The sequence below is a fragment of the Pectobacterium brasiliense genome, from assembly GCF_013449685.1.
Lineage (GTDB): Bacteria > Pseudomonadota > Gammaproteobacteria > Enterobacterales > Enterobacteriaceae > Pectobacterium > Pectobacterium brasiliense_A.
The window spans coordinates 109,285-130,451 of record NZ_JACDSF010000031.1; the positions used below are offsets into that span (position 1 = coordinate 109,285).

Genomic DNA, 21,167 nt, shown 5'->3' on the forward strand with positions numbered 1-21,167 from the left:
ACTCAGTGATGACTGGTTTATCACCGACGAAGGCGGCGTAAGGAAAAGGACACCATGAGGTTGAAAAATATTTCTATTCGTACCGGCTTATTAACGTTATTGCTATTAACCACCCTGTTGCTGCTTATCGTCAGCAGCATGGGCGTGGTTGCGATTAAGAAAGACAGGGAAACGCTGACAGCACAAAACCAGATTCAGGGCATTGAGCTGGGCAACCTGATGAGCGGCTATAACCAGACGCTCAGCGCACGTGCCTCGGCAACGCTCGCCGTCAGAAAGATCGAAATCGGTTTGCTGGACGACGGAACCAAGGAAACCGGGGGCGTAGAGAAGCATCTTCGCCAATCGCAGGAAGATATTGAACGCGTGATCCAATCGGCCAATGCCGATCCTAAACAGCAAGCGCTGGCGCAGGACGTGTTGAAAACCTATCAGGCCTATTTTCAGCAGGGCATGACCCCGATGCTAAGTGCACTGCAAAAACAGTATACCGACGAATATTATGACGTTCTGGAAAAACAGCTCGGCCCGCTGAGTGAAGCCTTTGATTTATCAATCCAGAATTTCCGTCAATATGCCCAAGAGCTTTCCGAACAGGGTCTGGCACAGTCCGAGCGCAACGAGCGCATCATGCTGTTGCTCATTGCCATCGCCTGCCTGCTGTCTATCACGCTGGTGGCATTAGCCTGGGTCGCACTGCGACACATGCTGCTCAAGCCGCTGGACTATGCCATTGAGCAACTGGAGCAGGTTGCTGCCGGTAATTTGACCCGCCGCCTGATGCAAGGGGGAGACAACGAACTGGGTCGACTCAATGATGCTATCGGCCGCATGCAGGGTGCGCTGCTGGAGTCGGTCAGTCAAGTGCGCGATGCCAGCACGCAAATCGATCTCGGTAGCCGCGAACTGTTTGAAGAAAACGCTCAGCTTTCCCAACGCACCGAAGAATCCGTTGCTGCACTGGAACAGACGGCTGCGAGCATGGAGCAATTGAGCGCGACGGTGAAACTCAATGCCGATCACGCGGAACTCGCGTATCAGCTTGCCAATAATGTCTCGAACACCAGCAACCGCAGTAACGAGTCTGTCTGTTACGTCATTGAAAAAATGCAGGAGATCGCCACCAGCGCCAAGCGCATCAATGACATTCTCAGCGTCATTGACGGCATCGCATTCCAGACCAATATTCTGGCACTGAACGCCTCCGTTGAGTCCGCTCGCGCAGGCGAACAAGGCAGAGGCTTTGCTGTCGTCGCCGGAGAGGTACGCAATCTGGCGCAGCATAGTTCGCATGCAGCAAAAGAGATTCGTGCATTAATTTTGGATTCCCAGACGCGCGTGTCAGAAGGGCTTGAATTAGCCTCTAAAGCGGGTGAAACCATGGACGAAGTGACCGACGAAATCATCCGTATTACGCAATTGATGCGGGATATCTCCACCGCCACGCAAGAACAGCATCGCGGTATTGAGCAGGTTAACGTCGCCTTCACACAGATCGATAAGGTCGCTCAACACAACGCGCAGCTCGTCAAAGCCTCATCGGCGACGACACAGTCGTTGGAACAGCAGTCTCAACAACTCATGCGGTCTATGGCACTGTTTCAGGTCGAGCCTCGACTTTCCTAATCTACTGATGGATTGCACCGCCTGTGCTCAGCCAGCGCTAAAACGGTGTGAAATAAGCCCATCCCGACAGCGCTGCTGGTAGCTTTGCTCGAACGTTTGCATGCCTGCAGCGGCTCCGGTTTGAATCAGGCTAGGAAGCTGGTGCGTTTTCCCTTCCCGAATCAGGTTACTGACCGCCGCCGTCGCCGTCAGCACTTCATAAAGCGCAATTCGGCCACCTTGAACGGCGGGTAATAATTTTTGCGTCACCACGGCCTGCAAACAGGTAGCTAACTGGCTACGAACATAGGCTTTCTCTTCACCGGGAAAGACGTCAATCAGACGATCGACCGCCTGCGATGCACTACGTGTATGCAGCGTCGACAACACCAGATGGCCGGTTTCCGCCGCCGTCAGCGCCAGCCGAATCGTCTCCGTATCGCGCAATTCGCCCAGCAGAATGACATCGGGATCCTCCCGCAATGCGGCCCGTAGCGCCTGCGCAAAGGACGCACTGTGCGCACCCATCTCCCGCTGTTGAATCAGGCAACGTCGGCTGGCATGGATAAATTCGATCGGATCCTCCAGCGTAATCACATGGCGATCGCTGCTGTCGTTTAACGCCCCAAGCATGGCCGCCAGCGTCGTGGATTTGCCGCTCCCCGTCGCACCGGTAATCAGGATCAGACCGTTCGGTTTCTCCAGCAGCGTCGAGAGAACGGGGGGTGCCTGTAGCGTCGCCAATGAAGGTTGAACGGACGGGATAATACGCAGCGCCGCAGACAGCCCTTCCCGCTGGCGAAATACATTCACCCGCAGGCGTTGTCCATCGGGCAGCATTAATGCCCCGTCCACCTGCCCAGCCTGCCGCAATTGCTCTCTCTGAGCGGGTTCAAGCCAGGCATCGCACCATTGTGCCACCTGATCCGACGTTAAACGTGGTAAGGTATTTTCAGGCTGTAGCCGCCCGTCCACACGCAGCACCGGCGGGTGACCGCTACAAAGGTGCAGATCCGAGGCATTATGTTTTACACTACGCGCCATCCACTCATCCAACTCCATAGATAACCTCCTGAATAACCATGACGATAATCCAGCAGAATCTACAGGACATCCGGCAGCAAATCGCCACCGCCGCAGCGCATTGCGCACGGGCACCAGAAGAAATTACGCTACTTGCAGTCAGTAAAACCAAACCTGTGAGCGCGATCGAAGAAGCGATTGCGGCAGGGCAACGGGCGTTTGGTGAGAACTATGTCCAGGAAGGCGTGGAGAAGATCCATTATTTCCAGAAAAACCACCCAGACACACCGTTGGAGTGGCACTTTATCGGCCCGCTACAGTCAAATAAAAGTCGACTGGTGGCCGAGAATTTTGACTGGTTTCACACCGTGGATCGTCTGCGCATCGCGCAGCGTCTGAGCGAACAGCGCCCGACCACCTTGCCACCATTAAACGTTCTGTTGCAGATTAATATCAGCAGCGAACCGAGCAAATCAGGCATTATGGTGGATGAATTAGCAGAGCTTGCCGCCAGCGTCGCCGCACTGCCCAACCTGCGTCTGCGTGGCCTGATGGCGATTCCGGCACCGGAAACCGATTACGAGAAGCAGTTGGCTGTTTTCAAACAAATGGCCGCGCTGTTGCAAACGTTGTCCGCAAATTATCCGCATATTGATACACTTTCTATGGGGATGACGGACGACATGCGCGCGGCGATTAGCGCCGGCAGCACGATGGTGCGCATTGGTACGGCAATCTTTGGCGCGCGCGACTATTCAGTCAAAAACGCCTAACTGTCAGTAAAAGATCCATAAATAGGAGTACGCGCTGAACGGCACGTCATCTTTGACAGAATACAAACGGAACAGGTGATTAGCGATAATGCAGATGCAACAACGTAAAATAGCGTTTATTGGTGCCGGAAACATGGCGCAGGCCATTATCGCCGGATTAGTCAACGGCGGTTATCCCGCTCAACACATCAGCGTCTGCGCGCCTTCGGGTAAGAATCGCGATGCGCTGGCTGCACAGTATGGCGTGATCAGCAGTGCGGACAATGTCCGCTGCGCTCAGGAAGCGGACGTTATTGTGCTGGCCGTCAAACCGCAGATGATGGCAACGGTTTGCGAACCGTTGCGTGAACAGGTCAATTTCAGCGGTAAGCTGGTGCTGTCTATTGCCGCAGGCATCAACGTCGCGCGTTTTCAGGCGCTGCTGGGCGAACCGCTGAATATCGTGCGGATTATGCCAAACACGCCGTCTCTGGTCGGCAAAGGCATGAGCGGAATGTATGCCCCCGCCTCCGTCAGTCAGGCTGATAAAGATTTCACGGCACAGCTGATGCAGAGCGTCGGTAAAATTTGCTGGGTGGATAGCGAGCAAGGTATCAACGGCGTGATCGCCGCGGCGGGCAGCGCACCGGCCTATTTCTTCCTGTTTATGGAAGCGATGCAGCAGGAAGCCATCCGTCAGGGGTTCAGCCAGGAAACAGCTCGCTTGCTGGTGCAACAGGCCGCGTCAGGTGCTGCCGCGCTGGTTGAAGCCAATCCGGATACGCCGCTGTCGACCCTGCGGGAGAATGTTACCTCTAAGGGCGGCACCACGGCAGAAGCTCTGCGGGTATTTAACGAACAGCAGTTGACGCAAACCGTGGCCGAGGCCATGCAGGCGGCAATTGCTCGCGCACAGGAAATGGAAACGCTTTTTTAACCACCGCGGGTTCCCCGATTCTTTATCTTATAAGGAAAAGACGTACTTATGCTCACCCTGACTTTTCTGGTCAAAACGCTGGTCGACCTCTATGTAATGGTCCTGCTGCTGCGCATCTGGATGCAGTGGTCACGCAGCGATTTTTATAACCCGCTATCGCAGTTTGTCGTCAAAATCACCCAGCCGATTGTCGGGCCGCTGCGCCGCATTCTGCCGTCGTTAGGGCCAATTGACAGCGCCTCACTGCTGCTGGCCTTTATTCTCACGACGATCAAATACCCGTTACTGCTGTTGATTCAGGTTGGCGCGATTTCCCTTAGCCCAATGAACCTGCTAGTCGGGCTGATTTCGCTGATTAAATCCGCGGGCTATCTGGTTTTCTGGGTCATCATCATCCGTTCCATCATGAGCTGGGTCAGTCAGGGCCGCAGCCCAATCGAATATCTGCTGCATCAGTTGACTGAACCGCTGATGGCACCGCTCCGCCGCATTATTCCGGTTATGGGCGGCATTGATTTCTCTGCGATGGCCGTGATTCTGATTCTGTATATGCTCAACTATCTGGGCATGGACCTGTTCCCGGGGCTGTGGTTCCTGCTGTGAGTGCGATTACCCGCCACGGCGATGCGCTGGTGATTCGGCTGTATATTCAGCCGAAAGCCAGCCGGGATCAGATCGTGGGTTTGCATGGCGACGAGCTAAAAGTCGCCATCACTGCACCACCGGTGGATGGGCAAGCCAACGCCCATCTGACCAAATTTCTCGCCAAACAGTTTCGGGTCGCCAAGAGTCTGGTCGTGATTGAAAAAGGCGAACTCGGGCGGCATAAACAGATTAGAATTACCCATCCGCAACACATCCCGGCTGACGTCGCGGACTTCATTGAATAAATACGCAGGACAAGACGATGCAAAAAGTGGTTTTGGCTACCGGAAACCCCGGTAAAGTGCGCGAGCTCGCCAGCTTGCTGGCCGATTTCGGTCTGGACATTGTGGCGCAGACCGAACTGGGCGTGGATTCCGCCGAAGAAACCGGCCTGACCTTTATCGAAAACGCCATCCTGAAAGCACGTCATGCAGCGCACATCACGGGACTGCCAGCCATTGCCGATGATTCTGGTCTGGCTGTCGATGCGCTGGGCGGCGCACCGGGCATTTACTCGGCACGCTACGCAGGCGTGGATGCCAGCGACCAGCAAAATCTGGACAAACTGCTGCTGACACTAAAAGACGTACCGGACGCACAGCGCCGCGCCAGCTTCCACTGCGTGCTGGTGTATCTGCGCCACGCGGAAGACCCGACGCCGATTGTCTGCCACGGTAGCTGGCAGGGTGTGCTGACGCATGAAGCGGCGGGCAGCGGCGGTTTCGGCTATGATCCGATCTTCTTCGTGCCGGAGCTGGGTAAAACGGCAGCGGAACTGACGCGTGAAGAGAAGAACGCGCAGTCTCACCGCGGTCAGGCGCTGCGCCTGCTGCTGGATGCGCTACGCAATGCTTAAGCTTCCCCCGCTCAGCCTGTACATCCATATTCCGTGGTGCGTACAGAAATGTCCGTATTGCGACTTCAACTCTCACGCGCTGAAAGGCGACGTGCCGCATCAGGAATATGTCGATCACCTGCTGGCAGATCTGGATGCCGATTTGCCGCTAGCGAGCGGTCGTGAACTGCACTCGATCTTTATCGGCGGCGGCACGCCCAGCCTGCTGAGCGCGGAAGCGATGCAGGCGCTGCTCGACGGCGTGCGGGCGAGAATTCCGTTAACGCCGGATGCCGAAATTACGATGGAAGCCAATCCCGGTACGGTTGAAGCCGACCGTTTCAGCGGCTATCAGCGCGCGGGCATTAACCGTATCTCCATCGGCGTTCAGAGTTTCGATCCGCAAAAGCTGACACGCCTCGGGCGTATTCACGGCCCGGACGAGGCCAGACGCGCTGCGCACCTAGCGACCGGTCTGGGATTGCGCAGCTTTAATCTGGACCTGATGCACGGCTTGCCGGATCAATCGCTGGACGAAGCGCTGGACGACCTGCGTCAGGCGATTGCGCTCAATCCGCCGCATTTATCGTGGTATCAGTTGACTATCGAGCCCAATACGCTGTTTAGCTCGCGCCCGCCGACGCTACCGGACGACGACGCGCTGTGGGACATCTACGAGCAGGGCCATGCGCTACTGAGCGCAGCGGGTTACCAGCAATATGAAACCTCTGCCTATGCCAAACCGGGCTATCAGTGCCAGCACAACCTGAACTACTGGCGCTTCGGCGACTATTTAGGGATTGGCTGCGGGGCGCACGGCAAGCTGACCTTCAGCGACGGCCGCATTCTGCGCACGGTCAAAGTCCGCCATCCGCGTGGCTATATGCAGGGTAAGTATCTGGATAAACAGCACGACGTTGCTAACGACGATCGGCCTTTTGAGTTTTTCATGAACCGCTTTCGCCTGCTGGAAGCCGCGCCACGCGAGGATTTCACGGCGTACACCGGTCTGGAAGAACACAGCATCCGCCCGCAGTTGGATCAGGCGCTAGCGCAAGGCTATCTGACGGAAACCGCCACGCATTGGCAAATCACCGAACACGGTAAACTGTTCCTGAACTCCCTGCTGGAACTGTTTCTGGCGGAAGACGAGTAATCATTCCGTGGGCAGGTTTATCACAGANNAAAACCTGCCCACCGCTTCCCACCCTACCTCTCCTTTTGGATGATGACTTAAAAGCGTTATTTATTTACAGCCTGAATGTCTCCACGATGAGGCGCAGACTCTGAGCCTGTTCAGAAAGTGACTGAGAGGCGGTTGACGACTCCTCCACCAATGCAGAGTTGCTCTGCGTCACCCCATCCATCTGGCTCACGGCCACACTCACCTGAGAGATCCCCTGCATCTGCTCAGCCGACGACAGGGCTATGCCATCCATTGATGTGGCAAGTTCTTCAACCAAATTAATGACTTTCATGCTGTTTTGGCCGGTTTCATTGGCCACCATCACGCCGCATTCAACCTGACTCACCGTCTGCTCTATCAGTGACTTGATATCTTTTGCCGCCGTGGAACTGCGTTGCGCCAGGGTCCTGACTTCTGATGCCACCACAGCAAACCCACGTCCGCTTTCACCGGCACGCGCGGCTTCTACCGCAGCGTTGAGCGCAAGGATGTTGGTCTGAAATGCAATACTCTCGATGACCGAGGTAATGTCTCTCACCTTCGAGGCACTTTGCGAAATACCGCCCATGGTATCTGACATGCGTCTAACGTCCTTTTCACCATTTTTTACCAGTAAAGCCGTATCCCTTGCTGCGTTAGCCGTCTGCCTGGCCATTGCGCTGTTACTCTGAACAGCGGCCGTCAACTGCTCCATACTTGCCGCCGTCTGCTGAAGTGCAGCCGCCTGCTCTTCAGTGCGTGAAGCCAGCTCATTGTTACCCTTTGAGATTTCATCTGATGACAGCGCAACAGAAGCGGAGCCATCCTTAATATCTGAGACGATGCCACGAAGCCGCTCCTGCATTCCAGATAGCGAGGCCATCAGGCTGCGTGTATCATTTTTTCGCAGTTGAACGGCTGAGGACAGATCTCCTTGTGAAATCTCATAAGCGAGACGCTGTGCGTCGGCAGGTTCTCCACCGAGTTCACTCATCAGTTTACGAATCAGATAAATACTGGTGGACAAGCCAAACACCACTGCGATGGCTAACAGCACCAGTAAGATGATGTAAGCATGTTCAGTCGTTTTACTGTTTTCTGCGACAGCATCATCAGACCGTTGAGTGAGCTCCTGGCTCATGAGGGTCAGCCCGTCAATCAGAGGAACCTGAGCCGGCCTTACGGTCTCCAGAAGAAACTTCACTGTGGCTGCATTATTTTTCCCTAAGGCTATGGGGATCGTGTTACTGAACGAATCCAGCGCATTTTTTTTGCTGTTCTCTATCAATTCAAATGCTTTAAATTCGGTGCTATTAGTAGACCGGTCAATCATCTGCCCCAGCAGCGTACTGCTGTCAGTGAACCGTTGCTTTAATTTTTCGAGCCGAGCAGATTGCTCCTCAATACCTTTTTCATCAGTAAATAACGCAAGATTTCTTACTGTTATCGCCATGTCGCGCTGAATAAGCGTCAGGTCTGTGATCAGTTTTGTTTTTTGCATATCCCCCTGAACCACGGATTCAAGGGTGCTTTTTGCCTGATACAACGAATGAATGGCAACCACTATGCATACGGAGAAGAAAATAATTAACGTACCAAAACCGGAGCCGAGTCGTGTTGAGATTTTCATGAGTCTTTACTGGAAAAGGGAGGGTTATGATTATTTTCGGCATAAATGTGAAAATCTTTATTCAGAAAAAATCTCAAGATATCCGTCATGGTGGCATCCATTCCATAAATACATCCTGAGTAAAATCAGAACATTAATTTAATTAATGCAATTGGAAACTCAGCCCGTATCCCTTGGTAATCACATCGGTGCAGCAACAGAGCCAGATTCCTCTCTAAGCTACTCTCCATAAGCCGTAACATAATCTCAAACAATATCAGTTGGTTCGGGGCTCTCGAGGATTGAATGTTTACCGGCGGTTATGACACAGTAGAAATCTATCAACATCTTTCTATCAAACCCTGTTTATCAACCACCTGCGGGTAACGATGATGAAACGTATAACAACAATCGTAGTAGCGCTGCTGGTCACGGCAGCATTGAGCGGCTGTAACACCACGCGCGGCTTTGGCCAAGATGTGCAGAAACTGGGTAGCACAATTTCCCACGCCGCCAGCTAACCCACCGTCAAATAACAAAAAACCGGCCATACGTTAGCCGGTTTTTTCGTTTACGCCGCGATCCCTATGCTTTCCGCAGTTGGTTCAATCCCCCTCAGAACGCCGACAGCATATCAATATGCGGAATGCCGTCTTCGTCATATTCCTCACCGGTCGCCACAAAGCCGAACGCGCCGTAGAACGTTTGCAAATGAGCCTGCGCCGACAGGAAAAGATGCTTTTGCGGCCAGTGGCGTGCGCAGGCAATCAGCGTGTGTTCCATCAGCTGGTGCCCCAGATGTTGCCCGCGGGCATGCGGCGCGACAATCACGCGCCCGATCGTCACCACATCGTTGTTCGGATGGGGTGCTAGCAACCGGGCGCATGCGGCCAGTTTGCCGTCACGGTACGCCGTAATATGGCGATTGCCGTCCACCAGATCGCGGCCATCAATATCCAAATAGGGACAGGTTTGCTCGACCACAAATACCTGATTGCGCAGCGCCAATATGTCATGCAGTGAATACACGTTAAGGTCTGCCACATCCCAGTCATGCCATATCAGACTCATTGCTACCCTTCCTATTTCGTTTATTCCGCACCGGTGGAGCGATCGCGGCGCTTAGCCAGAATCAGCCATGCCCACAGCAACGCAATAGCCAGCGCAAACAAGACGCCAAAGCCAATCCCGATAGTGATAACCGACACGCCCAGTTTCACCACCAGAGAATAGAGCCCCAGCATTAACAGCATAGCGCCGTTCTCACCCAAATTCTGTACGGCGATCGCATTACCCGCACCGACGCTGGCCTTCCCACGTTCCTGCAACAGCGCATTCAGCGGGACGATGAAGAACCCACCGAGTGCCCCCAGCAGAATCAGCAAGGAATAGGCGCTCATGAGGTTGTGCTGAAGCGTAAAAATCACCACCACTACGCCGATCAGGAACCCCGCAGGCAGGCAGCGCCGCACGCTATCGAGCGTTATCAGCTTCGCAGCCGCACCGGCTCCCGCCACGATGCCCACGGCGACCATCGCGTTAAGCAGCGTTGGTGTGGCATTGTCGGTGATGCCAAGCGCATGCGGCACCCACAGCACCAGCAGAAAACGCAGCGTCACGCCTGCGCCCCAGAACATACTGGTGCCGATCAGCGAGAGTCGGGCGTCGCCATCGCGCCACAGTACGCGACAGGCGGAAAAGAAGCTTGCAGCCATCTGCACCGGATGCCACGGCTGTCCGGGTCGCGCCGCGTTGAGACGAGGAATCAGCATATTCGCCCCCAGCGCTATGCCGTAAGCTACCGCACACACCGACAGCGCTCCGTAAATGTTCCAGTCCGCCAGCACGCCGCCCGCGACTGAACCGGTCAGGATCGCCGCAATCGTCGAGGCTTCCATCAGACCATTTGCTTTGACCAACTGATCGCCGCGCGTGATCTCACCCAGAATGCCGTATTTCGCCGGGGAATAAGCGGCAGCACCAATGCCCACCAGCGTGTATCCCAGAAACGGATTTCCGCCCACGCAAATCAGCAGCGCGCCCGCCAGCTTCAGGGTATTGGCGAACATCATCACCTGCCCTTTGGAGAAGCTGTCCGCAATTTGCCCGACAAACGGTGCCAGAATGATGTACGCCGCGACAAACCCCATCTGCAAAAACGGCTGGCTCCAGTCGGGATACACCAGCTGTTTGATCAGCGCTAAGGTGGCAAACAGCAGCGCGTTATCGCCAAACGCGGAGAAGAACTGCGCGATAATCACCGCGCTCATACTGCGCGACAGCAAAGGCGTCGCGGGTTCAGTCTGTTGACTCATGCATTCGACTCCGACGCGTTAGTTGCTGGTTCTTCGGCCATCTGGCGCAGCGTGACAAAGTCAGGCTTGCCGCTGCCAAGTAGCGGTAAAGCTTTCACATAGCGAATATCACGCGGCACTGCCAGTTCCGGTACGCCGCTGCGGCGTGCTTGTGCAAGCAATGCGTCACGGGTTATCTGGTTGTCCGTCGTAAACAGCACCAGCGCCTCGCCTTTGCTGCTGTCACTTTTCGCACTGGCCGCATGCTGCGCTTCCGGCGATATCTTCACCGCCAGCTGTTCTACGCTTTCCAGCGACACCATCTCCCCTGCCAGCTTGGCAAAGCGCTTCACGCGGCCGATGATGGTGCAGAAGCCTCTTTCATCCAGTTCGACAATATCGCCCGTGTCATACCAGCCCTGCTGCAACTCGCCCTGCGCGTTTTCTGTCGCAGTCGCTTCGAGCACGCCGGGATTTTCCACCCGCAGATAGCCTTTCATGATATTCGGCCCGCGCAGCTGTAGACGACCACCGCGCGTGATGCCCGGTACCGTAATCAAACGCGATTCAATTTCCGGCAACAGCTTGCCGACGGAATGGATTTTTGTCGCCATCGGCACGTTGATCGCCACCACCGGCGCACACTCGGTCACGCCGTAGCCTTCCAGAATGCGGATACCAAATTTGTCCTGCCAAACCTGACGCGTGGTTTCAGACAGCTTTTCTGCCCCGGCAACCACATAGCGCAGACGAGCAAAATCATACGGATGGGCAAAGCGCGCGTAGTTGCCTAAGAACGTTGAGGTTCCGAACAGCACGGTACAGTTCTGGTCATAAACCAGCTCCGGCACGATGCGATAATGTAGCGGGCTGGGATAGAGGAACACGCGAGCGCCCGTCATCAGCGGCGTTAACAGCCCCACCGTCAGGCCAAACGCATGGAACAGCGGCAGCGCAGACATAAAGCGGTCGCGCGGCGTGAAATCCGCCACTGTACGAATCTGCTCAACGTTCGCCAGCAGGCTGTCATGGGAATGCACGACGCCTTTCGGATTCCCCTCGGAACCGGAGGTAAACAGCACGATAGCCGCATCGTCAGGCTTCTGCGGCAGCATCGCACGAGCAGGAAACAGCAGATGAAACAGGATCCACAGCTTATCCGTCAGCGTTACGGTGTCTTTCAAATCTTCCAGATAGACCCAGTTGGCCTCGTTAACCTGCTTCGGCAGATCCGTCAGCTTGCCCTTTTCAAGAAACTGGCGAGACGTGACGATGGTTTTGATCCCCGCCGCTTTCATCGCGCTTTGTAGCCCTTTCGCGCCTGCGGTGTAGTTCAGCATGGCAGGAACGCGGTTACGCAGCGATGCGCCCAGGATGGATGCCGCGGTAATGGTCGCGTTGGGCAACAGCATACCGACATGTTCATCGACGCGGGTAAAGCGCTGCAAAATGCGCGACACGCCCAGCGATTTTTTCAATAAACCCTGATAGCTGTCTTCATTGAATGAGATATCCGCAATGCTGGGGGAGGAGCGCCCGTAACGGGTTCTCGCCGCCAGAAAGGCCTGATACAGCGTGTGCTGTGGGCGCGTATCCATCCGCGCTTTCATCATAATCTGGTGCAAATGCTCACCGGCCAGCGCACGGCGTTCTCTGGCACTGCTGGCTTCCGGCATCGGCAGCGTGGTCGGCGACAAATAGGTGATCGTAATCTGCGGGAGGCAGCGGCGTTTAAAGACGCCCGCCAACCGACCAAACGGCGTGAACTCTGCGCCATCAATGCGCACGGGGATAATCGTTGCTCCCGATTTCGCCGCGACAAACGCCGCGCCGCTGTAAATCTTCATCAGCGATCCGGTTACGCTGATGCGCCCTTCAGGGAAAACCACGACGGGCTGGCCGCGTTCGATCACCTTGATCAGCCCTTTAATCGCCAGAGGCTTAGTGGGATCTAACGGCACGAAATCGATATACGGCTTCAGCCAACGCATAAACCAGCGGTCGGAAATGGAGGAGTACACGGCAAAGACGGGTTTTATCGGTAAGAATAACGCCAGTAAAACGCCATCAAGGAACGAGACGTGATTGGGGGTAATGAGCAATTTGGATTGCTGAAACTGGCTGCTGTCGCCCTCGATCCGGATGCGGTACAGACGCTGGAACACCCAACGTAACAGGGTATGAATCATGCCTTCTCCCAATAGACAGATAAACGGGCAGCTTGCTGAAACGCAAAAACCACCAGGCGATACGTCAAAATACTACATACATATCATACTTCAAGTGATGGGCACGCGGCTTAAGGTGAAGATTGCCAACGGCACAGCATTCACATCGCATGAAAATGGCTGGAAATAACGAAAGCGGGAAATTCAGGCAAAAAAAAACCTACGCATCCGCGTAGGTTGGTGTAATCAAATGGTTTCAATGTACAGAGCACATCGATATATCACCAATCAATACCTCTGGGACTTGTAACTCTAAAGATCGCCGCTTCGCTTCACCAGCGATGAATCGAAAGAGTTATTCTATAAGTGCAACCAACTGTAAGATTCTGGTGAATCATGTAAGGCCGCCGCTTTTTAGCGCGTTTTTTAGCGGGATAGCGACTGGTGATACAGGCGCACAGGCTTATCCGGGTAATCCAACCCATCGCCGATGTAACGCCAGCCGTGTTTTTCGTAATAGCCGCTAAACGTGGCATACAAGTAGAGATCGTCAAAGCCTCGACGGCGACAGAAGTCCAGTACGTGCTGTTGCAGCGCGATACCCAGCCCTTTGTCACGCTGGCTTTCTTCGACGTATAGCGATGCCAGCCAAGGCGTCAAATCCTGTCGGCTGATTAAATCACAGCGCCAGAGTCCCACCGTCCCGACTAAACGCTCGCCCTCCAGCGCGATAAACGTCAGCGGCAGCGCCGCCGGATTCAGGCTATTGCGCACTACGCTGGCAAAGAATTCACGGCTGTTCTGGCTGCCGAACGCTTGCCAAATCCAGTCGATCACTTGTTCCTGATGCTGGGGATGATCTGCCAGATAAACAATTTTTACGCTAGACATCTCCGCCATGATTACACCAGTTTCCCCTGGAAGATCGGCACAGAATCAAACAAATAGCCGTCAAACTCCGGTGCATCGGCGTCAGAGATTTCCATCAGCGTATTTTTGACGTTTTCGAGGTGCTGCCACATCGCCTGATACGATCCAGACACGTCGCGACGCCGCAGTGCCGCCAGAATAGCCTGATGATCCGCCAGCCATTTCAGGCGATAGCCCTGCGTCCCAACGTGCGTATAAAGCTGCTGCCAAAGCGCGTTATCGTCACGGCATGCCCAGATATTGCTGACCGTTTCCAGCAGCATCTGGTTTTGCGTCGCACCGGCAATTTGCAGATGGAACAGGCGATCGAAATCGCCACGGTAATCTTTTACGGCAATCGCGGCCTGCTCTTGTTCCAGCGTCTTACGCAGATTTTCGATATCCGCCCGCGTTGCCATACGTGCCGCAAACGCCGCAATGTTGCTTTCCAGCAGTTGACGAGCCTGTAGCATTTCAAAGGCGCCGATATGGTTTTTTCCACCCTCTGCCGCGTCGTCTTCATCGGGAATACGCAAGACATAAACCCCAGAGCCCTGACGAATATCGACCGTGCCTTCCAGTTCAAGCATCAGTAGCGCTTCGCGCACTATCGTCCGGCTAACGCCATAGGTTTCCGCAATATTTCGTTCAGGAGGAAGGCGCGATCCGACGGGGTAGTCCCCTGACTGAATCTTCTGACGCAAATCACAGCCGATTTCCTGATATTGCTTCTTCTCTTGCAGAACTACATCCTTCGCCACGCTTTCACCCTACATGCACTGTCGCCCTAGGTGCGGACGTCAGGCCCGCACCGAATATACCCAGCCACGTACTGACGTCGCGGCGGGGCATTAGTCTACCAAACTCAGCGCCTGATCCAGTACTTTTGCGCCATTTAATGTGCCGTAGGCGACAGGGTCGATCACCGCGATAGGAATCTGGTAGCTGTCCGTCAGCTTTTTATTCTCGTTAAGCTTGAAGCGCACCTGCGGCCCCAGCAGAACCGCAATAATGTCGCCGCCAAACTCCTGCAATTCATCCCGCAAGTTTTGCTCAGGGATCGCGTAGATTTTCAGTTCCATTCCCCGCATTTCCGCTTCCTTCTCCATCTTGGTGACCACCAGTGAGGTCGACATTCCTGCTGAGCAGGCCAGTACGATTCTTTTCATATTCCGTTCCTCATTTTGGTTATCTGCACCTATTTCTCTTCATCATCCAGCGTCAATTCAAGCCGACGCGTGTCGTGTAGCTGACGAAACCAGGCGGCGGATTTTTTCGGCCGCCGTTGCCGATCCTGCTCCAGATCGATTTCGATCAATCCGTAGCGATTTTTAAACGCGTTCATCGGCGAGACGTTGTCGGTAAAGGCCCACAGCATGTAGCCCTGGCAGTTTGCGCCTTCCTCCTTCGCCTTCAACGTCCAGTACAGATGTTCGGCAATAAATGCGATACGGTAATCATCCTGAATCACGCCCGCGTCGTCTTTAAAGCGCGCTTCGTTCTCAATACCGATGCCGTTTTCCGCCACAAACCACGGCGCATTACCGTAGTCGCGCTCTATGCGTTTTGCCATGTCGTAAATGATTTTGGGATTGATCTCCCAGCCGCGCGAGGTGTTCATGCGACGCCCCGGTAGCTCAAAATGCTCGTAATAATAGGCCGGATGGAACGGTGTCTCTTTGTTCCACTCGCGGCTGGGCGCTTTGACCCGATGCGGGTAATACAGGTTGATCCCTACCTCATCGACCGTATTGTCCCGAATGATCGCCAGCTCTTCTTCCGTGTAATCCCACTTCACCCGATGCTGCGCCAGCAGCGCCACCAGCTCCGCCGGATATTCCCCTTTTAACGCCGGATCGAGGAAAACGCGGTTATAGAACAGATCGTAAAGGTGCGCCGCTTTTACATCGTGCGCCGCACGGGATCGCGGATACGTGACTTCGGGATTGAGGATCACACCGATCGAACCGCCATCTCGGTGATAACCCTGCTGCCGAAACCGCTGCACCACTTTTGCCGTTGCCAGATTCTTATGGTGATTCCACTGCATCCAGGTGTGCGTGTTCTGCTCATAAGGGTAGCGTAGCGCGTCCAGATAAACGCGCGTCTGCACCACAATCGGCTCATTGAAGGTAAACCAGCGCTTCACTTTCCCGGCATAGCGGGCGAAAACCGCGTCGGCGTACAGCACAAACCACTCCACCACCTGTTTGGATGACCAGCCCTGATACTTCTCCAGCAAGCAGGCGGGCAGCTCGTAATGCTCAAGGCAGATCATCGGTTCGATCCCCTGCCGGTGCATTTCATCCAGCAGGTTATCGATATAGGTCGCGTACTCTTCATCGACGATGCCTTTCTCATAGTCCAGCATAAAGCGTGACCAGTTGATCGACGTACGATAGTGCGTCAGCCCTGCCAGCTTCATCAACGCCACGTCTTCCCGATAACGATTAAAGAAATCCGTCGCTTTCGCCGGACCATAGCCGTTGTGCCAGACCTGACGATCCTGCTTGTACCAGAGATCCAGATAGGAATCCTGTCCAGCTTTCTTGCCGCTCCAGCCTTCCGTTTGCCATGCCGATGCCGCCGCGCCCAGAATAAAATCCGGTGGAATAGTCAGTGCAACCTTACTCATGCGTTACCTCTCTTCTCGTCCGTTTGTTTCAGGCTTTTTCCGCTGCGGCCTGCTTTTCTGCTTCCAACTGCGCCAGCTCGGCACGACGGGACGCCACTTTGACAAACGGCAGATAGATCAACATCGCAACGATGATGCATACGATCTGTGTCGCGACGGCTCCCATCGATCCCGCCGTCGACAGCCAGGCGTTAATGATCGGCGGCGTTGTCCACGGCACCATCACCACGGCTTTACCCGCAAACCCCATGCTGGTGGCGAAATAACCAATCGTGCCCGTCACTAACGGTGTGATAATGAAGGGAATCGCCAGAATCGGGTTGAGCATAATCGGCATACCAAAAATCACCGGCTCATTAATATTGAACACGCTGGGGCCGAAAGAGATTTTGGCGATCTCTTTCATCTCTTTACGCTTGGACGCAATCATCACCGCCAGCAGCAGGCCAATCGTCAGGCCGGAACCCCCGATGCTCATGTACACATCCCAGAACGGCATGGTGATAATGTTCGGTATCTCCTGCCCCTGCTCAAATGCGGTCATGTTGACGGCAATCGCCCCCAGCAATAGCGGTTCACGAATCGGTTTAATCATCTGGTTGCCGTGAATCCCGATCACCCAGAACAGCTGAGCGACAAACATCAGCACCAGTAAACCAGGCAGGCTTTGCACCACAGATTCCAGCGGCTGCTGTACGACTTTATAAACGGCGTCATACAGATACATGCCTGTCACGCGGTGAAACACAAACCCAAAGGTGGCGATAGCAACCACCGTGATAATGGAAGGAAACAGCGCAGAAAAAGAGGCCGCGACGTTGGGCGGCACGCTGTCCGGCATTTTAATCTGCAGCCGATCGACATTTTGCAGCTTGGTGTACATCTCGACAGACAGGATGGCGATGAACATCCCCAGAAACAGGCTTTTGGTATCGGAGAACTGCTTCGCCAGCACGTCTTTCACCACCATCATCTGTCCGTTAACGGCCATTTCGATCGTAGTTGGCGTGACGGCAATAAAGCAAATCACCGCCAGCAGGCCGGGAAACAGCCCGCGTGAACCGTTAATCTTCCCAAGCTCGATACCAATCAGGAAGACGGCACCGATAGTCAGAAAGCTGAGCGTGGCGTAGTTAATGCCGCTCATAATCGGTTTCAGTTCAGCCAGAAACGAGAACATGGAAAAACTGGCCAGACCATTTTTCGGATCCATCACCATGTTGGAAATCAGAACGGAAAACGCCCCGACGATAATGACGGGCATCAGCGTAATAAAAGATGCCTTAATCGCCATAATGTAACGCAGACTGTTAAATTTATTGGCAAAGGAGCCCAATGAATCAATCAGTTGGTCCTTAAATGACATAACACCACCTCTTTCATCATCATATTGTTATATCGCGTGTGACACGCGGGATGGCCGTTACGCGCAGGGTAAATGCAGGTACCGCGCTTTCGCGTTTGGCATACCAAAAATCAACCATAATGAATTATTTTTCTGTGACATGACTCTCACAAGACAAGATTGGAATTCCAATATGATGAAAATGTGATTTTTGGCATACCATGAAAGCTTAACGACATAACTTCTCAGCCACATAAATTCTCAACCAATATGGGCTGCTTTCCTGACCACAAGAAGGAGACCGACGATGAAAGACACCGAAAACGTTCCTGCATTCGATATGGAACAAACCGTGATGGAACTGCTGATTAATGCGGGTGAAGCGCGCTCAAACGCCATGATGGCTATTCAGGCGGCGCGCCACCGGGAGTGGCAACAGGCAGACGATCTGCTCGCGGCATCACAAGAAGCGGCGCGTGCGGCTCACCGTGTTCAAACACGGCTGATCGGTCTGGACGAAGGGGAAGGCAAGGTGCCCGTCAACCTGATCATGGTACATGCACAGGATCATCTGATGACCGCCATGCTATGCCGGGATTTAGCGGAAGAGATTGTCTTGTTACGCCGTGAAATGGCTGCATCACAAAATTGACAAAAATCTAATTGAGAAACGAACATCAGGCGTTAAATCCAACAATAGGCCTGTGGTAATATGCCATACGACGTTCGTAACAGGGATGGATAGGCGTTTAGCCCGTCATCATACTCAATTAAGGTGCAGCGATGAAAACCATGCTTGAGGTGGCAAGACGTGCAGGCGTGTCTAAAGCGACCGTCTCCAGAGTGCTAAACGGCACGGGTCAGGTCAAACAGACGACACGCGATGCGGTATTTCAGGCAATGGAGGAGCTAGGCTACCGCCCTAATTTTTTGGCGCGTTCGCTGGCTCGCCGTACCTCAAACAGCATTGGTCTTGTTATCTCTAATTTTAACGGCCCCTATTTTGGTCGCCTGCTGCGCCGTGCTACGGATATCGCAGAAAGCAACGGTAAGCACCTGATCGTCACCGACGGGCACGATACGCCGGAAGATGAGCAGCGCGCAGTGCAACTTCTATCAGACAGGCAGTGTGACGCCATTATTCTCTATACCCGTTATATGTCCGAATCGGACCTCATGACGCTGCTCGACACGCTGACCATTCCGATGATCGTGATGAATCGCGATCTGCCGCAGGCGCGAGAGCGCTGCATTTTCTTCCGCCAGCAGCAGGCCGCGTTTGACGTGGTGAATTACCTGATCGAACAAGGCCACCGCGAGATCGCCTTTATCACCGCCCCCATGCAAACACCGACGGCGCAGGCGCGACTCGCGGGCTATCAGCAGGCATTAACCGCTCACCAGATCGCGCTTGAACCGCGCCGAGTGGCATATGGTACCAGTCTGGTCGCCAGCGGCTATCAGGCTGCACGCCAGTTGCTGAATAGCGGTATCAGTTTTAGCGCGCTGTTTGTCAGCAACGATCACATGGCGATTGGCGCAATGAAAGCGCTGTACGAGGCAGGGAAAAAATTACCGCAGGATGTCTCCGTCTTCGGCTTTGACGACGAACCCTGCGCCACTTACCTGCACCCTTCACTTTCCACCGTCTACATGCCGATTGAAGAGATGGCCGCTACCGCGATTACGCAAGTGCTGGATCTGATCGCGGGTAAGGACGTCAACCCGCTACAGCCCTTCACCGGCGAACTAAAAATCCGCGAGTCGGTACAGAAAGGGCCGTATTACACAGCGTAAAACTCACAGTAAAACGCCCCTTTTTCTCAATCCCGATTAAAGCGCTTCCAGCGCCAGCAGCTCATCCAGCGTCTGGCGACGGCGAATCAGGCGTGGTTCACCGTTTTCGAACAGTACTTCTGGCAACAGCGGACGGCTGTTGTAGTTCGAGGACATCGATGCGCCGTACGCACCGGTGTCGTGGAAGACCAGATAGTCGCCAACCTGCGCATCCGGCAGCGCGAACGTTTCCACGCCGCCGCCGGCCTGCTGAGTAAACACATCGCCGGATTCACACAGCGGCCCGGCAATCACACTGTCGCGCAACGTGGACTGGCTGATATCGCGGCCATCGCCCGGCAGCAAAGAAACGTGGTGATAGCTGCCGTACATTGCCGGACGCATCAGATCGTTAAACCCAGCATCGACCAGCACAAAGTGGCGACTCCCCATAGATTTTATCGCCCGCACTTCCGCCACCAGCACGCCGGATTCCGCGACCAGAAAACGTCCTGGCTCGATTTCCAGCGTCACCGGATGACCGAGATGCGCGGCAATTTTCTCACGCGCCGCGTTCCACAGCCCGTAATAGTGTTCGGTATCAATCGCTTCTTCGCCGTGGCGATAGGGAATCGACAGCCCGCCGCCCGCTGAAATCGCCTCGATATCCTGACCCAGTTCAACGACCTGCTGCACCATCGCCTCGCACACCTGTTCCAGATGGCCGTAATCGACGCCGGAACCAATGTGCATGTGGATGCCCACCAGCTTCAGCTGATAGCGCTGAATGTGTGCCAGCGCCAGCGGCAAGTCGCCGTACCAGATCCCGTGCTTGCTGTTCTCGCCGCCAGTGTTGGTTTTCTGGCTGTGACCATGACCAAAGCCCGGATTCACACGTAGCCACACCGGATGCCCCGGCGACTGCTGCCCAAGCTGTTCCAGCATATCGACCGAACCGGCGTTCACCGGAATGTTCAGTTCGGAAACGCGTTGCAGCGTCGGACGATCCAGCAGATCGGCAGTAAACACGATCTCATGCGCATCGGTGCCCGGCACAAAGCCTGCAATCAGCGCACGCTCGATCTCACCCAGCGATACCGAATCCACTTTCACACCCTGCTCACGCATCAGGCGCAAAATGTGCGTATTGGAACACGCCTTCTGCGCGAAGCGGATTGTGTCAAACTGGCGCAATTGGGCGATGCGGTTAACGATGGTCTGCGCGTCATAGGCCCAAACCGGGCAACCAAAACGGGCAGGCAGTTCACGCAGACTTTGCGCGTTCAGAGCATGGGTTACGTCATTCAGATCGTGTGGCATAAAAAGTTACCGAGTTTCAGGATTAAAGGTAATAGGCAATCACTATAAAAAGTACCCAATGAGTAAACAAATATCGTTTCAGGCAGACTCTATTCATTTTTGATATGGTTTATCACAATGATGGTTTATCAAAATAAATAAAGGAGGCG

Annotated in this window: 21 protein-coding genes; 10 read left to right on the plus strand and 11 right to left on the minus strand. The window is 54.4% G+C overall.

Annotation, left to right across the window (positions count from 1 at the left end):
* The first annotated feature begins 54 nt into the window (after nt 1–54).
* Nucleotides 55–1,626: a methyl-accepting chemotaxis protein gene (locus H0248_RS13755; protein WP_180786350.1), complete on the plus strand. Its 1,572-nt coding sequence runs from the start codon at nt 55–57 to the stop codon at nt 1,624–1,626.
* Nucleotides 1,627–1,653: 27 nt separating this feature from the next.
* Here the strand turns inward: H0248_RS13755 and H0248_RS13760 are convergent, their stop codons facing one another.
* Complete coding sequence (locus tag H0248_RS13760; protein WP_180786351.1) at nt 1,654–2,667, minus strand: type IV pilus twitching motility protein PilT; 1,014 nt, start codon at nt 2,665–2,667, stop codon at nt 1,654–1,656.
* Nucleotides 2,668–2,687: 20 nt separating this feature from the next.
* On the opposite strand from H0248_RS13760, the gene H0248_RS13765 reads away from it, so the two are divergent.
* From H0248_RS13765 to hemW, 6 genes are all read left to right on the plus strand, one after another.
* Nucleotides 2,688–3,401, plus strand: a complete 714-nt coding sequence (locus H0248_RS13765) for a YggS family pyridoxal phosphate-dependent enzyme (protein ID WP_180786352.1) — start codon at nt 2,688–2,690, stop codon at nt 3,399–3,401.
* Between the two features lie 94 nt (nt 3,402–3,495).
* Nucleotides 3,496–4,317 (plus strand): pyrroline-5-carboxylate reductase, encoded by an 822-nt coding sequence (gene proC, locus H0248_RS13770; RefSeq protein WP_039285276.1) that lies wholly within the window; start codon nt 3,496–3,498, stop codon nt 4,315–4,317.
* Nucleotides 4,318–4,365: 48 nt separating this feature from the next.
* Nucleotides 4,366–4,920 (plus strand): YggT family protein, encoded by a 555-nt coding sequence (locus tag H0248_RS13775; RefSeq protein WP_010295003.1) that lies wholly within the window; start codon nt 4,366–4,368, stop codon nt 4,918–4,920.
* Complete coding sequence (yggU, locus tag H0248_RS13780; protein WP_010279110.1) at nt 4,917–5,207, plus strand: DUF167 family protein YggU; 291 nt, start codon at nt 4,917–4,919, stop codon at nt 5,205–5,207. The genes H0248_RS13775 and yggU overlap by 4 nt, the downstream gene beginning before the upstream one ends.
* 17 nt (nt 5,208–5,224) lie before the next feature.
* Nucleotides 5,225–5,818, plus strand: a complete 594-nt coding sequence (gene rdgB / locus H0248_RS13785; protein ID WP_010279113.1) for an RdgB/HAM1 family non-canonical purine NTP pyrophosphatase — start codon at nt 5,225–5,227, stop codon at nt 5,816–5,818.
* The gene (hemW, locus tag H0248_RS13790; RefSeq protein WP_180786353.1) at nt 5,811–6,953 is read left to right on the plus strand and encodes a radical SAM family heme chaperone HemW; all 1,143 of its coding nucleotides are present in this window, start codon (nt 5,811–5,813) and stop codon (nt 6,951–6,953) included. Before rdgB ends, hemW begins: the two co-directional genes overlap by 8 nt.
* Before the next feature lie 94 nt (nt 6,954–7,047).
* Here the strand turns inward: hemW and H0248_RS13795 are convergent, their stop codons facing one another.
* Nucleotides 7,048–8,592, minus strand: coding sequence for a methyl-accepting chemotaxis protein (locus tag H0248_RS13795; protein ID WP_180786354.1), 1,545 nt, complete (start codon nt 8,590–8,592; stop codon nt 7,048–7,050).
* Between the two features lie 371 nt (nt 8,593–8,963).
* Here H0248_RS13795 and H0248_RS13800 point away from each other — a divergent pair, with 371 nt between their 5' ends.
* Nucleotides 8,964–9,092, plus strand: a complete 129-nt coding sequence (locus H0248_RS13800; protein ID WP_015841598.1) for an entericidin A/B family lipoprotein — start codon at nt 8,964–8,966, stop codon at nt 9,090–9,092.
* 94 nt (nt 9,093–9,186) lie between these two features.
* On the opposite strand, the gene H0248_RS13805 is transcribed toward H0248_RS13800, so the two are convergent.
* The 8 genes from H0248_RS13805 to H0248_RS13840 all read right to left on the minus strand — a co-directional run bounded on the left by H0248_RS13805 (nt 9,187) and on the right by H0248_RS13840 (nt 17,943).
* Entirely contained in the window at nt 9,187–9,642 is a 456-nt protein-coding gene (locus H0248_RS13805; protein ID WP_014916544.1) for a GNAT family N-acetyltransferase, read from the minus strand.
* A 20-nt stretch (nt 9,643–9,662) separates the two neighbouring features.
* Nucleotides 9,663–10,886, minus strand: a complete 1,224-nt coding sequence (lplT, locus tag H0248_RS13810) for a lysophospholipid transporter LplT (protein ID WP_180786355.1) — start codon at nt 10,884–10,886, stop codon at nt 9,663–9,665.
* Nucleotides 10,883–13,054, minus strand: coding sequence for a bifunctional acyl-ACP--phospholipid O-acyltransferase/long-chain-fatty-acid--ACP ligase (gene aas, locus H0248_RS13815; protein WP_180786356.1), 2,172 nt, complete (start codon nt 13,052–13,054; stop codon nt 10,883–10,885). The genes lplT and aas overlap by 4 nt, the downstream gene beginning before the upstream one ends.
* Before the next feature lie 405 nt (nt 13,055–13,459).
* On the minus strand, nt 13,460–13,933 hold the full coding sequence (locus tag H0248_RS13820; RefSeq protein ID WP_180786357.1) for a GNAT family N-acetyltransferase: 474 nt from the start codon (nt 13,931–13,933) through the stop codon (nt 13,460–13,462).
* A gap of 2 nt (nt 13,934–13,935) precedes the next feature.
* Entirely contained in the window at nt 13,936–14,703 is a 768-nt protein-coding gene (locus H0248_RS13825) for an FCD domain-containing protein (RefSeq protein WP_102117275.1), read from the minus strand.
* 90 nt (nt 14,704–14,793) lie between these two features.
* Complete coding sequence (locus H0248_RS13830) at nt 14,794–15,111, minus strand: PTS sugar transporter subunit IIB (RefSeq protein ID WP_039283225.1); 318 nt, start codon at nt 15,109–15,111, stop codon at nt 14,794–14,796.
* 29 nt (nt 15,112–15,140) lie between these two features.
* Nucleotides 15,141–16,577 (minus strand): glycoside hydrolase family 1 protein, encoded by a 1,437-nt coding sequence (locus H0248_RS13835; protein WP_180786358.1) that lies wholly within the window; start codon nt 16,575–16,577, stop codon nt 15,141–15,143.
* 28 nt (nt 16,578–16,605) lie between these two features.
* Nucleotides 16,606–17,943: a PTS sugar transporter subunit IIC gene (locus tag H0248_RS13840; RefSeq protein ID WP_039361387.1), complete on the minus strand. Its 1,338-nt coding sequence runs from the start codon at nt 17,941–17,943 to the stop codon at nt 16,606–16,608.
* 286 nt (nt 17,944–18,229) lie between these two features.
* Between H0248_RS13840 and H0248_RS13845 the strand changes: the two genes are divergently transcribed.
* Nucleotides 18,230–18,574, plus strand: coding sequence for a PTS lactose/cellobiose transporter subunit IIA (locus tag H0248_RS13845; RefSeq protein ID WP_180786359.1), 345 nt, complete (start codon nt 18,230–18,232; stop codon nt 18,572–18,574).
* Nucleotides 18,575–18,705: 131 nt separating this feature from the next.
* Nucleotides 18,706–19,719, plus strand: a complete 1,014-nt coding sequence (locus H0248_RS13850) for a LacI family DNA-binding transcriptional regulator (protein ID WP_180786360.1) — start codon at nt 18,706–18,708, stop codon at nt 19,717–19,719.
* A 36-nt stretch (nt 19,720–19,755) separates the two neighbouring features.
* Here the strand turns inward: H0248_RS13850 and lysA are convergent, their stop codons facing one another.
* Nucleotides 19,756–21,018 (minus strand): diaminopimelate decarboxylase, encoded by a 1,263-nt coding sequence (gene lysA / locus H0248_RS13855; protein WP_010279173.1) that lies wholly within the window; start codon nt 21,016–21,018, stop codon nt 19,756–19,758.
* Nucleotides 21,019–21,167 lie beyond the last annotated feature (149 nt).

What these genes read in the sequence shown, in the direction of transcription:
- hemW (WP_180786353.1), top strand. Translation starts at nt 5,811, where the DNA reads ATGCTTAAGCTTCCCCCGCTCAGCCTGTACATCCATATTCCGTGGTGC.
- H0248_RS13820 (WP_180786357.1), bottom strand. Translation starts at nt 13,933, where the DNA reads ATGGCGGAGATGTCTAGCGTAAAAATTGTTTATCTGGCAGATCATCCC.
- H0248_RS13845 (WP_180786359.1), top strand. Translation starts at nt 18,230, where the DNA reads ATGAAAGACACCGAAAACGTTCCTGCATTCGATATGGAACAAACCGTG.
- H0248_RS13775 (WP_010295003.1), top strand. Translation starts at nt 4,366, where the DNA reads ATGCTCACCCTGACTTTTCTGGTCAAAACGCTGGTCGACCTCTATGTA.
- rdgB (WP_010279113.1), top strand. Translation starts at nt 5,225, where the DNA reads ATGCAAAAAGTGGTTTTGGCTACCGGAAACCCCGGTAAAGTGCGCGAG.
- H0248_RS13765 (WP_180786352.1), top strand. Translation starts at nt 2,688, where the DNA reads ATGACGATAATCCAGCAGAATCTACAGGACATCCGGCAGCAAATCGCC.
- H0248_RS13800 (WP_015841598.1), top strand. Translation starts at nt 8,964, where the DNA reads ATGAAACGTATAACAACAATCGTAGTAGCGCTGCTGGTCACGGCAGCA.
- proC (WP_039285276.1), top strand. Translation starts at nt 3,496, where the DNA reads ATGCAACAACGTAAAATAGCGTTTATTGGTGCCGGAAACATGGCGCAG.
- H0248_RS13795 (WP_180786354.1), bottom strand. Translation starts at nt 8,592, where the DNA reads ATGAAAATCTCAACACGACTCGGCTCCGGTTTTGGTACGTTAATTATT.
- H0248_RS13805 (WP_014916544.1), bottom strand. Translation starts at nt 9,642, where the DNA reads ATGAGTCTGATATGGCATGACTGGGATGTGGCAGACCTTAACGTGTAT.
- lysA (WP_010279173.1), bottom strand. Translation starts at nt 21,018, where the DNA reads ATGCCACACGATCTGAATGACGTAACCCATGCTCTGAACGCGCAAAGT.
- lplT (WP_180786355.1), bottom strand. Translation starts at nt 10,886, where the DNA reads ATGAGTCAACAGACTGAACCCGCGACGCCTTTGCTGTCGCGCAGTATG.
- H0248_RS13840 (WP_039361387.1), bottom strand. Translation starts at nt 17,943, where the DNA reads ATGTCATTTAAGGACCAACTGATTGATTCATTGGGCTCCTTTGCCAAT.
- aas (WP_180786356.1), bottom strand. Translation starts at nt 13,054, where the DNA reads ATGATTCATACCCTGTTACGTTGGGTGTTCCAGCGTCTGTACCGCATC.
- H0248_RS13830 (WP_039283225.1), bottom strand. Translation starts at nt 15,111, where the DNA reads ATGAAAAGAATCGTACTGGCCTGCTCAGCAGGAATGTCGACCTCACTG.
- H0248_RS13755 (WP_180786350.1), top strand. Translation starts at nt 55, where the DNA reads ATGAGGTTGAAAAATATTTCTATTCGTACCGGCTTATTAACGTTATTG.
- H0248_RS13760 (WP_180786351.1), bottom strand. Translation starts at nt 2,667, where the DNA reads ATGGAGTTGGATGAGTGGATGGCGCGTAGTGTAAAACATAATGCCTCG.
- H0248_RS13850 (WP_180786360.1), top strand. Translation starts at nt 18,706, where the DNA reads ATGAAAACCATGCTTGAGGTGGCAAGACGTGCAGGCGTGTCTAAAGCG.
- H0248_RS13835 (WP_180786358.1), bottom strand. Translation starts at nt 16,577, where the DNA reads ATGAGTAAGGTTGCACTGACTATTCCACCGGATTTTATTCTGGGCGCG.